The sequence below is a fragment of the Gemmobacter lanyuensis genome, assembly GCF_014652355.1.
Lineage (GTDB): Bacteria > Pseudomonadota > Alphaproteobacteria > Rhodobacterales > Rhodobacteraceae > Gemmobacter > Gemmobacter lanyuensis.
Genome location: NZ_BMYQ01000026.1, coordinates 1 through 10,522, shown reverse-complemented (window position 1 = coordinate 10,522; position 10,522 = coordinate 1). Strand labels below are relative to the sequence as shown.

The 10,522-nt window shown below is 56.4% G+C and carries 10 protein-coding genes and 5 pseudogenes; 11 read left to right on the top strand and 4 right to left on the bottom strand.

Translation table 11 applies throughout. From position 1 onward, the window contains the following. The 5 genes from IE101_RS19900 to IE101_RS19300 form a co-directional block, all read left to right on the top strand. On the top strand, positions 1 to 255 hold a 255-nt coding region (locus tag IE101_RS19900), incomplete at its 5' end, for a transposase domain-containing protein (RefSeq protein WP_229804329.1). A gap of 1,158 nt (positions 256 to 1,413) precedes the next feature. Continuing rightward, entirely contained in the window at positions 1,414 to 2,784 is a 1,371-nt protein-coding gene (locus tag IE101_RS19315) for a YadA C-terminal domain-containing protein (RefSeq protein ID WP_189635475.1), read from the top strand. Then, on the top strand, positions 2,753 to 3,286 hold the full coding sequence (locus IE101_RS19310) for a hypothetical protein (RefSeq protein ID WP_189635474.1): 534 nt from the start codon (positions 2,753 to 2,755) through the stop codon (positions 3,284 to 3,286). The genes IE101_RS19315 and IE101_RS19310 overlap by 32 nt, the downstream gene beginning before the upstream one ends. A gap of 151 nt (positions 3,287 to 3,437) precedes the next feature. Then, positions 3,438 to 4,106, top strand: coding sequence for a response regulator transcription factor (locus IE101_RS19305; RefSeq protein WP_189635473.1), 669 nt, complete (start codon positions 3,438 to 3,440; stop codon positions 4,104 to 4,106). Between the two features lie 89 nt (positions 4,107 to 4,195). Continuing rightward, positions 4,196 to 4,672, top strand: coding sequence for a hypothetical protein (locus IE101_RS19300; RefSeq protein WP_189635472.1), 477 nt, complete (start codon positions 4,196 to 4,198; stop codon positions 4,670 to 4,672). Positions 4,673 to 4,939: 267 nt separating this feature from the next. Here the strand turns inward: IE101_RS19300 and IE101_RS19295 are convergent. Beyond that, positions 4,940 to 5,179 (bottom strand): annotated as a pseudogene (locus tag IE101_RS19295) (transposase); the annotation flags it as partial. Positions 5,180 to 5,366: 187 nt separating this feature from the next. Here IE101_RS19295 and IE101_RS20130 point away from each other — a divergent pair. Beyond that, positions 5,367 to 5,465, top strand: coding sequence for an IS4/Tn5 family transposase DNA-binding protein (locus IE101_RS20130; RefSeq protein WP_229804328.1), 99 nt, complete (start codon positions 5,367 to 5,369; stop codon positions 5,463 to 5,465). Here IE101_RS20130 and IE101_RS19290 read toward each other — a convergent pair. After that, positions 5,453 to 5,698 (bottom strand): annotated as a pseudogene (locus IE101_RS19290) (transposase domain-containing protein); the annotation flags it as partial. The gene IE101_RS20130 and the pseudogene IE101_RS19290 overlap by 13 nt on opposite strands. A 100-nt stretch (positions 5,699 to 5,798) precedes the next feature. Here IE101_RS19290 and tnpA point away from each other — a divergent pair. From tnpA to IE101_RS19275, 3 genes and pseudogenes are all read left to right on the top strand, one after another. Continuing rightward, on the top strand, positions 5,799 to 6,182 hold the full coding sequence (tnpA, locus tag IE101_RS19285) for an IS66-like element accessory protein TnpA (RefSeq protein ID WP_089258521.1): 384 nt from the start codon (positions 5,799 to 5,801) through the stop codon (positions 6,180 to 6,182). Continuing rightward, entirely contained in the window at positions 6,179 to 6,526 is a 348-nt protein-coding gene (gene tnpB / locus IE101_RS19280) for an IS66 family insertion sequence element accessory protein TnpB (RefSeq protein ID WP_089258523.1), read from the top strand. The genes tnpA and tnpB overlap by 4 nt, the downstream gene beginning before the upstream one ends. A gap of 62 nt (positions 6,527 to 6,588) precedes the next feature. Further along, positions 6,589 to 7,209: pseudogene (locus IE101_RS19275) on the top strand (transposase domain-containing protein); the annotation flags it as partial. Positions 7,210 to 7,479: 270 nt separating this feature from the next. On the opposite strand, the gene IE101_RS19270 reads toward IE101_RS19275, so the two are convergent. Next, positions 7,480 to 8,535 (bottom strand): IS110 family RNA-guided transposase, encoded by a 1,056-nt coding sequence (locus IE101_RS19270; protein WP_189635471.1) that lies wholly within the window; start codon positions 8,533 to 8,535, stop codon positions 7,480 to 7,482. Between IE101_RS19270 and tnpC the strand changes: the two are divergent. Next, positions 8,484 to 9,614, top strand: a pseudogene (gene tnpC / locus IE101_RS19265) (IS66 family transposase); the annotation flags it as partial. The gene IE101_RS19270 and the pseudogene tnpC overlap by 52 nt on opposite strands. Next, a complete protein-coding gene (locus IE101_RS19260; protein WP_229804327.1) occupies positions 9,614 to 9,838 on the top strand; it encodes a hypothetical protein in 225 nt (74 codons plus the stop codon). The pseudogene tnpC and the gene IE101_RS19260, both read left to right, overlap by 1 nt. Positions 9,839 to 9,937: 99 nt before the next feature. Here IE101_RS19260 and IE101_RS19255 read toward each other — a convergent pair. Then, a pseudogene (locus IE101_RS19255) lies at positions 9,938 to 10,522 on the bottom strand (IS66 family transposase); the annotation flags it as partial.

Below are 10,522 nucleotides of genomic sequence, written 5' to 3'. Positions count from 1 at the left end.
TGGCATCAGCAGGAGGAATTCTGCGCCGCCGATGGTCAGGGGGGGCATGCCCCCCCTGACCATCGCCTTCAGCGCCAAACTGGGGAATTTTCATCCAGCGCTTTTGGGGAGATTACGTCCAGCACTCACATGCAGACATGCAGGATGAACAACGTCGATCCAACTGCGTGGCTGACACAGACCCTCGAGCGCATCGCCAACCAATGGCCGAGCGCTGAAATCGACGCCCTCATGCCCTGGAACTACCGGACCTGAACGGCCTCAGCTTCCCGCTTACGATTATCGCCACCCGGCGGGTGCCTCAAAAACTGAGAAACGGCCAACGCAAAGCCATCAATCTGGGTTGAGCCCGTAGCTCAGGCGGAATCAGTTAAATTTGGATTAATACATGCCTTTATATACATATTTTTGTACTTATGGTGGTATGTTTCAATCGATATATAGCTTTAACTATACATTAATGCACAAGAAATACGGCGCTGTATCGCTCATCGATATGCCCCCGCGGAGCTGGCCTCTCAGCGATCTGGCGCGCTTGTGTGATCCACGTTTTCGCATTTAATTCGCCAATAGACCGGCACCTATTTGGAGCAGATTGGAGCACCAGATGTCGTGCAATCGATATAATTTTGATGCACACACAGACCGACTGATCGCTGTTTTAGAGGAGGTATCAAATACAGGTCCGTGTACGCTGGCAGATCTGAATAGAAGATTGCCATTCCCTCGCGCTGCTATATGGCGAGCCGCTTCAACACTGAAAAGGCTCGGCTGGATTAGGAGTCGCAGAGGCGACAATGCGTACGAAGTCGTGGCAAATCAAGCAATGCGAATCACAAATGGGCATCTATCTCACCCTGAGGTCGATTCCCTTGCTGACATCCTTGACGAGCTCGAGTGCGAGCGGGACATACGATTTTCTCTTGCCAAACTGACAGATTACGGAACCTGCGAGGTAATTGAAGCGAGTTCGGCAAGTTTGTACTCACAGCGCAGACTATCCCCGTTGATAGATGCTCAGGCCATTTGCGCTCTCGCTGCAGTAACTTCCGCAAGTGCCTTCGACCGTCATCTATCGGCTGCGATTAAGAGAGGTAATCGAGAAGAGATTTTGGACCATGATTCAGGCATCTTTAGTGCACGGTTACAAAAGTTGAAAATTGCGGGATACCTGGCTGACGAAGAGCACGGTTCGTTCTGTTTTCCGATTCTTAGGTCAGGTATAATTGGATGCAGCATAAAAATAAATGCCTTGAACCCTGATGTGCCGGGTTCTTTCGAAGCGTGTAAAGCCGTCGCATTACGAGTGATGAGGTTGGTAGATGATGAGAAAGTCAACGCAATTAGGTCTGACCGCCATTGATCACGAAGTGGCGTGAAAATCTGGAGCAGACAAAACTTAAAGGTGGGGCAATGCAGACGAATCTCAAGAGCCAGATTGCGGCCAGAATGGGTGCCGACAGAAAATTCTACCAAGTCACGAAAATTGTGGCGACAGCTACAGCGATTTTCATCCCGTCCAGCGTAAAATCTCAGGATCTCATCGTAAACGGTGACGGTGTGTTCACAGGCGCACTGGCAAGCACTGAGATTCAGACCAGTGACCTTTTAGTGCTTGGCGGTGCTACAGTTGCCGGCCCTGTTTCCGTCGCGGGAGTGGCGGACATGAATAGTTTGACTGTCAATGAGGAAGCTATAATCGCAGGAGCATTGTCGGTGGACGGCCCTACGCGTATGCAGACGCTGAATGTTACTGGATCTTCACAACTTGCGAACACAAATGTTACGGGAGATGCTGCAATTTCGGGTGCGGTTTCAGTTTCGGGCGAATCTAGTCTTTCCAATGCGACCGTTCAGGGGAATCTCTCTGTTCAAGGACCTGCAAACTTTGAAGCCCCGGCTGCATTTTCAGATAGGGTGTCTGTAGGCAGCTCGATCACATCAGCTCAAAGCTCAACTGGTACCTTAAATGTGCGAAACGCGGCGACAATTAACACGCTATCTGTAACGGGTAATACGCAGCTTGAGGATACCAATATAGTCGGAAACCTCGCTGTTTCAGGCACTGCTGCAGTAGATGCGCTTGAAGTGGAAAGCGCAACTGTGGAAAATCTTGAAGTATCAGGAACACTGACTGCTGAGCATATGGTGCTTCCCAGTAGCTTCACGTTTGGCGATATTACGGTTGAGAACCAAGCAACACTGGGGCGCACTGATATAAGCGGTCCACTGCATGTTACATCAGGCACCAGCCAGATTACGCTTACTCGGGACGGAACTTCGATCGCATCCGGGATCAACGGAGGCCAGTTCAGTGTGGGCAGTGATGCCGTCTCGTTGCAGCACAACGGCCAGGGGCTGACAGTCGCCGGCGGGACCACCATCGTGTCAGGTGCTACAACTTCAACCGTGTCAGCCGCTGGGAACACTCTCAGTGTCACGCGTTCCGGAGTAAGCCTCAGCAACAGTACGGGTCAGCCTGTTCGCCTTTCTGGCGTCGCGGATGGCATCGCACGCAACGACGCAGTTAACGTTGGTCAGTTTAACCGAGGCCTTCAGTCCGTAAGTGACGGGGTTGCCATGAGTATGGCCATGTCGCAAATTCCTGCCCCAATTCCGGGCACAAACTACTCTTTTGGCATGGCGATCGGGACATTTGATGGCAGTAACGCGTTTGCTTTTGGCGGAACAGCTCTTTTCGGCGATGCAACCACAGTAAGGGGGGCTCTGAGTAAAGGAGGCTCTGAAATCGGTGCTGGTGTTGGTGTTGGCTGGAGTTTCTGATGCGCGACAGGGAGAGGTGCCTTTGAACTACTTCCAAATGTCGCCAGGACTGATTGCGCTGCTTGTGCTTTCCTTCGTCATGATTGCATTTGCAGTGCAGTTTGCCTTATCCCACAAAAGTATCAGGATAAGCTGGCTGCTGTCAGTATGCACGCTTTTGATTTGTACTGCACTTCTTCTGATTTCTCTCGTGAGATTGGCGGAAGATCGCTCTCGGTTGTTCCAGCTTCTTTCCAGCTCCACCCTGAAAAAGGGGAAGCCTATGCAGATCGGCGCGGGAACTTACCTTGTAGAAGTGTGGTTGCATGGAAGCCAGCTTATTTACAGCTATGAGCTAGATAACTACACTGAACCCGCTGATCCTCTAACTTCTAGATCTCAAAACTGCGATCAAGCCAAGCTTCGCGCAATTCTCGAGCTAGGTGGAGAGATTCGGCATGAATACTACCGAGGAATGCAGTTAGTTGACAGCTTCTCCATAGATCGAGGCGCCTGCTTCTAGACTGCGTCCTTAATATTAAACTTACAATACGCAAAGATAGCCAGTGCCCGCTGATTGCAAATGGTAGCGTCAGCCTATTTGCCCGCGCACTGAAACAGCGCACCACCGCACAATAGCGAAACTGCGCTATACTGAACTCGAGGAACTGAGCGTGAAAAATCTAAACACTGAAACGCAACAGCGCACCGGCCTCTTTGTGGATGAAAGCCTGTTCATGAGAGATATTTTCTGCGCTTACCTTGAGAAAGAACTGAATATAGCTTTTAAGGGCGTTTCAGAGATCGGACTGGATCGATCCGAAGTCGGTCAATGCAAATATGACGTGCTAATTTACAACATCACGGTGGGAGAGACACCTGATCGAAACTTGATCAAAAACGTAGTACGATCAGGATTGGCAGATAAAATACTGATTATTTGGGATGCGACCGATACATCTACGATTCTCAATATTGTTGATGTCGGCGTTTCTGGAATTCTCTCGCGCGACATGTCTCCACAATCCATGGTTAATGCCATTCGATTTGTTATGGCAGGTGAAAAATTTGTTCCTGCTGCAGTTGTTGCGAGAGCCGTAGCAAAGCAAATTGAATTTTTTGGCTCACGCTCACAAGGTAGAAGCAAAGATGAGTTGCGAGACATTGAGGTTGGCATTCTGAAGCTCGTCAAGCTAGGGAAGTCAAACAAAGAGATCGCATATGAGCTATGTGCGTCCGAATCCTCCATCAAAAACAACTTAATTTCCATTTATCGCAAGCTCCAAGTTTCTAATAGACTTCGAGCGGTCACGGCCGCTGAATCTCGAGGATTTCTTATTTAACACTAAAGGCCTTGAGTAGCGCTGCTCCCTAGAGAACGCGCCACAAATGCTCAAAACACGCCGAGGCAAGAATAAGGTTCGCGCTCGTGATGCTACAAAAACTGGTCCGCTGGATTAAAGATCACAATTGCAACGTTGGGGATCGTACTTCTGTAGCTGTCGCTGTTGTTGGGCTTGGAAGCAGATATGATCTCAACCTTGCAGAAAGCATATCAATATCTGGATTTCGATTACGCGCCTTCAGGAACCTTCAGAAAATTCATTCACCTGAGCTGTACTTTTCAGTTATAATAAACTCTGATGCGCTCAAGGGCATCGATAAATGCATTGGTGACATTTTGAGTTTCCGCGCATCCCATCCGACAGTTCCATTAATTTTGGCCAGCTCTGAAGCGGGAGGAAACGACTCCTCATCTCATCGATCAATACTCTGCGACTCCACTATTTCACTACCAACTTCGCCAGGTGCTGTCTCTTTTTATTTGCAGCAGGCACATCATATCTGTATGCTTAAAAAGTTACATCAAACACAGTCATCTAAGCCAATTAAAATAGAACAGCTATGATCCGGCTGAAGTATCTGGGGACTTTGCCGGTCAGCCCCACTGCCTTGTAGCAGTGGGGCCCTTTTATTTGTCTTGAATATTGAATTTCCCTGAGAACGGTTTGTCGACCCAACGGGATCTGCGCCCATGTATCGACCCGTGTAGGGGTGCCCGGCTGAGGTCAAGGTTGCCTTTGCGTGATTTTGGTCGATACAAGATTATGAAATGCAATGGGTAATCCCCCCGAAAGTAAGGGGCTGCATAAGTAGTTCGCCCTGAACAAAGCCTTCACACCGGTTCTGCGGGCACATAGCGTTGGTGCTGTGGGATTTTCGGGGTGGATAGCACGGCGATAATCCAAGCAAGCCAAGTCCTGAGGTGCGCCAGGATCTTGCGGATGTTGTGCCCGCAGGCGCAGAGGACGGCAAAGAGGGCATCACCAATCGTGCCTTTCAGCGGGCAGCGTGACAGACGGCCGTCCGTTTTCATGTGACCGATTTCAGCCTCGATGGCGCTGCGGCGGCGGACCGCGTTCCTGCCCGTCGAGATGACGGCCGAGAAGACGGTCACGCCCGCCGTCAAACGTAACCATCCGCCGAAGCTTGCAGTTACCCACAAGTTGGTGCGGTGAATTGATTCACCTGCCAGTCTTGGTCTTGGCGACGACGATATAGTCATGATTCGTCATGTGGCACCGAATGCATGAGGTGCGGACATGGGGCAGAGCTGGGTGGAAACGGAAACCGCCGGATGCGATCTTGGGGATGAGCGTCTGAACCGTAAGCGGGAAGCCGAGGCCGTTCAGGGCCTGTAGTTCCATGGCATGAGGGCGTCGATTTCGGCGCTTGGCCATTGGTTGGCGATGCGTTCCAAGGTCTGTGTCAGCCATGCTGTGGGGTCGACGTTGTTCATCCTGCATGTCTGCAGGAGGGTGGCGATGGTGGCCCATGTCCGGCCACCGCCGTCCGATCCGGCGAAGAGGCTGTTCTTGCGGGTGATGGTCTGGGGCCTGATGGCGCGCTCGACAATGTTGGAGTCGAGTTCGATCGTAATCGCCCGATTGTCACCGCCTGCCTGAGCATGGCCTGATCGATTATGGCACGTGCATAACGACGTTGTTAACGACGTATCTTATGCGGGGCTGGTGATGCGTGGCGATATTCTGGGGCTGGAGCGCCGTCGTCGTTGGTGCGACGAGGAGAAGCTTGAGATCGTTTTGTCGGTCGGGGTTGGCGGCGCGACGGTGACGCAGGTTGCGCAACGGCATGATGTGACACGGCAGCAAATCTATGCCTGGCGGCACGAGTTGAAGAAGAAGGGGCTGCTTACTGCCTTGCCGGAAGCACTGTTCCTTCCGGTGGATGTGGAAAGGCCCTTGGAGTTGATGGGGTTGGCGGCGGCCCCCCACTCAGAAGCCGCGCGCCCTGCCCAGGTCGAGTTGCAACTGGTGAATGGCCGCTGCTTGCGCTTCGATCCGGCTCTGGATGCGATCACGCTGACGCAGGTGATCCGGGCGGTGGAAGCGGCATGATTGGGCCGGGCACTGGCGTTCGCGTCTATCTGGCCTGCGGCGTGACCGACATGAGGAAGGGCATCGAGGGGTTGGCCGCCTTGGCACAGGATCATCTGCGCCAGAAGCCGACCGGTGGTTCTGTCTTTGCGTTCCGTGGCCGCCGAGGCGACAGGCTGAAGCTGCTTTACTGGGATGGGCAAGGCTTCTGCCTCTATTACAAGGTGCTGGAAAAGGGCCGCTTTCCCTGGCCCGCGCGTGGTGACGGCGCGGTGCGTCTGACCTCGGCTCAACTGGCGATGCTATGGGAAGGGATCGACTGGCGCAGGCCGGATTGGGGGGCTCCACCAGCCCGGGTTGGCTGAATTATCTCGCTGAAACGCCTTGTTTTTATGGTCATTGCGCCTGCCTTGTGGTAATCGGGCGCATGTCGAATTTGGCCCCGACCCTCACAGATGACCCCGCCGTTCTGAAGGCGCTGATCGCGGCGTTGCAGGCGGAAAACGCCAAGATCTCGGCCACGTTGCGCGCCCATGACCAGTTGATCCAGACCCTGCGGCTGCGCATCGCCAAGCTGAAGAAACAGGTCTTCGGCCAGTCCTCGGAAAAGATCGAACGCGAGATCGAGCAGCTGGAACTGGCGCTGGAGGATCTGCTCATCGCCTCGGCCGAAAGCGAGACGGCGGTTCCGGATGGCGCACCGGAAGCTGCCAGCTTTGAACCTGCCGAGGAGGCTGCCGACCGTCCATCGCGCCGCCGTCCCCGGGTCTCGGACAGCACGCCGCGCGAGCGGCAGGAACTGGACCCCGGCAGTTGCTGCCCCGATTGCGGGGGTGATCTGCGTGTGGTGGGGGAAGATGTCAGCGAGATGCTGGATCTGATCGCGGCGCAGATGAAGGTTGTCCAGATCGCCCGGCTGAAGAAATCCTGTCGCCGCTGCGAACGCATGGTGCAGATGCCGGCGCCCAGCCGACCGATCCCGGGCAGCATGGCCGGTGCGGGCCTGCTGGCGCACATCCTTGTCTCCAAATTCGACGACCATCTTCCTTCTGTGATCGGGCGGGTTTGGTCAATGGCGATGACGGTCCAACGAGCAGGTCCATACTTCTGTCCGTGGTCGGCGCGCCGCCACAAGATGCGGACTGTGGAGGTCGGGATGCTCCAAAGCTGTACCTCGGCCTCAATCGAGCCATGGGTAAATCCGAGCTGATCCCGTCCGTCGTCCCTGCCCGGGACGTCACGCCGTCGCCAAAAGGCGCCGGATCTCAGTGATGAAGCGCACGTGGTCTTGGTGGCTCGCGTGGCCTGATCGACTTTGTCATCCTGCTGCCGCGAGGTCCTGGGCCGAGGCTGGTGGCCGATCCGCCGCCCAATATGCGGTGCCGGACTTCCACATCGCCAGCAGGATCGTTGCGAGCTTGCGGCTCACGGCAACGATGGCCTTCTTCATTGATGTCCGTTTCGCGATCCTCAGGCCCCATGCCTTCAAGGGCGACATGACCCGCGCCCGGCCGAGAATGCTCGCAGCGGCCTCGAAGAGCATCACGCGGACCCGAGGATCACCGGCCTTGGTGATCCGTCCAGAGATGTCCATCTTGCCGGATTGCCATCGTCTTGGGGTCAATCCGGCCCAGGCGCCAACATCCCTGCTGCGTGGGAAGCGGTCCGGGTCGTCGACGGCACTTCGGAAGGTCAGCGCCACGATCACGCCCACACCCGGGGTCGTCATAAGCAGCCGGGTTACGGGATCGGATTTCGCAAGTGCCGTGAGCTGGCCGTCGATGTTGGCAAGCTCCGCAAGAAGGAGTGTTCTCACCCGCAACATGGCCTCCACAATGCCCTCAAGGACAGGGTTATCGCCAGCCAGCTCCCGCGCCCGTCCCTCCCAAGTCCTTCGTGTCACCGCGCCCATCTTCAGCCCGAAGTTCCTGAGCGCGGCGCGCAGCGAATTCTCGGCCGCCGTGACTTTCTCAATCAAGAATGTCCGCGCGGTTAACAAAGCCCGGGTTTCCTGGGCATCCAGCGATTTGACATGGACGCGTTTGAACCAGCCCAGCCGGACCAGCTGGGCAATACCGCGGGCATCGTGACGATCCGTTTTCACGCGCATGGCGGCAAAAGCGGCGCGAACGTGGCGTGCTTCCATCACGGATACCGAGAAGCCCTCTTTCACGAGGCCGTCATGCAGCCATTGCGAGAGGTTTCCGGCTTCGAGGCCTACATGTTGAATGCGGCGCCCCTTGTGCCGAATTGCTCTGGCTATCGCATCCGGCTCGCTCGCCGAGCGTGTTTCCTTGATAATCCGTCCACCCTCATCGACAACGCAGATGTGCGTCTCGTCGAGGGACACATCGAGACCAACAAAAAATTCCATGCCTGAACTCCTTGATCGGTTGCAACGGAGGATATGATCCCAACGTCGCCGTCTGGCGCAAAGCCCGATCAGCGCATCTGTATCGCCAACACGAAATCTTCGCCCGGATGGGCGCCGATATTCCGGACAGCACCTTGGTCGACTGGTGCGGTCGCGCCATGAAGGTGCTGGCTCCGCTGATCGAACGGATCGAGGCGGATGTCATGGGCAGTGACCTGCTGCATGCCGACGACACGCCGATCCGGGTTCTCGATCGGTCTCAACGCGACAAAGGACTGGGCAAGGGCGTGAAGAAGGGCCGGATCTGGGCCTATATCCGCGATCAACGCCCCTGGGCAGGCACCGCGCCACCCGGAGCGGTCTATGCCTTCGCGCCGGATTGGAAGGAAGAACACGTCCATCGCCATCTGGCCAAGACCCGCGGCATCCTGCAGGCCGATGGTTACAAGGGTTATGCCAAGCTTTACGATCCTGACCCCGACGGGACGCCTCGCCTGCGGGAGGCAGCCTGCTGGGCCCACCTGCGCCGCGACTTCCATGACGAATGGGACAAGACGAAATCTGCCATCGCCCGCGAGGCGCTCGACCGCATCGGCGCGCTCTATGACATCGAGCGCGAGATCACCGGCCGTCCTGCCGACATCCGCCTTGCTGCGCGCCAGACGCACAGCGCCCCGAAAGTCGCGGCCTTCTTCGCATGGGCCGAGCGCCAACTCGCCCTGATCCCCGGCAAGGGGGATCTGGCCAAGGCTTTCCGTTACGGGCTCAGCCGCAAGGATGCCTTCAGCCTGTTCCTGTCTGACGGTCGGGTCGCCATCGACAACAATCCAGCCGAGCGCGCCCTGCGCCCGATTGGCATCGGAAGGAAGAACTGGCTCTTTGCCGGGGCAGACACCGGTGCCGAAACGCTGGCCCGCGCGATGACCATCATCGAAACGACCAAGATGAACGGCCTCGATCCGCAGGCCTACCTCGCAGACATCCTGGCCCGCATCAACGATCACAAGATCAACCGCCTTGATGACCTGCTGCCCTGGAACTGGTCCCCGCTTCCTGCAACGCTACCCGAGGCCGCCTGATGGCAACCGTCACCCATGTCTGCACCCTCGACTACGTCGCCAAGATGCTGGGCGAAGACCCCGAGCTTCTGGAGGCCATCGTCTACAACGACGACAACCTAACCTACGGCGCGATCATCAGCGTCTATACCGGCCCGGAGGACACCATCACCGCCTTGACCGATGACGGCATCGATGAGCTAAAAGACATGCTCAGGCACGCGCGCATCACCACCGAAACCTAGCACGCCTTCCTCGACGACTTCGTCGATGACGCAGAACTCGTCGCCCGCATCAAGGCCCAGTCACCGCGGTAGCAACCGGCCGGTTACGTTCGATCAAGCCGTCGGAAGGCTGGTCTCATCGGCGAAGACGCGCTGGCCCTTCAAGATTTCCCCCAGCACATGCGCGGCGAGGATCTCCAGTTCGAAGCCGACCCGGCCCATCCACTGCGCCATCAGCCGCCGGTCAATCTCCACCCCGTCGCGGGCATAGATCCCTTCCTGCCGGAACAGCGGCAGGCCGTCTGCATATTTGGAGACCGCGATCTGGGCCAGCAATGCCTCGGTCGGCAGGCCGCTTTCGATGATATGGGCCGGAGCAAGCGCCTGGATGACGCCATCCGCGTCCTTGAAGGCATATTTCGGGCGGCGGGTCACGATGACACGGAACCTGGCGGGGATGACATCCAGCCGCTCCGAGACATCTTCCCCGATCAGCACCTTCTCTCGGCCCGCATGTTCCGGCAGGACCTCGGGCTCGAGAACTACCTCCACCCGCTCAAGATGGGGCGCAAAGCCCTTGCGTGGCCGAGGCGCCCGCTTCTCGCCCGAGACGCTGCCTTTGCCAACCTGCGCCCGCAGGGCGGCAATCCCGGTCTCGATCTCCTCGAAGACGAAGGATTGCTGTGCCTCCTCGTCAGCACTGAT

Coding starts and splice junctions, on each gene's coding strand:
- tnpA (WP_089258521.1), top strand. CDS start 5,799: ATGCGTGGCGATATTCTGGGGCTGGAGCGCCGTCGTCGTTGGTGCGAC.
- IE101_RS19260 (WP_229804327.1), top strand. CDS start 9,614: ATGGCAACCGTCACCCATGTCTGCACCCTCGACTACGTCGCCAAGATG.
- IE101_RS19270 (WP_189635471.1), bottom strand. CDS start 8,535: ATGGAATTTTTTGTTGGTCTCGATGTGTCCCTCGACGAGACGCACATC.
- IE101_RS20130 (WP_229804328.1), top strand. CDS start 5,367: ATGGGGCAGAGCTGGGTGGAAACGGAAACCGCCGGATGCGATCTTGGG.
- tnpB (WP_089258523.1), top strand. CDS start 6,179: ATGATTGGGCCGGGCACTGGCGTTCGCGTCTATCTGGCCTGCGGCGTG.
- IE101_RS19315 (WP_189635475.1), top strand. CDS start 1,414: ATGCAGACGAATCTCAAGAGCCAGATTGCGGCCAGAATGGGTGCCGAC.
- IE101_RS19300 (WP_189635472.1), top strand. CDS start 4,196: ATGCTACAAAAACTGGTCCGCTGGATTAAAGATCACAATTGCAACGTT.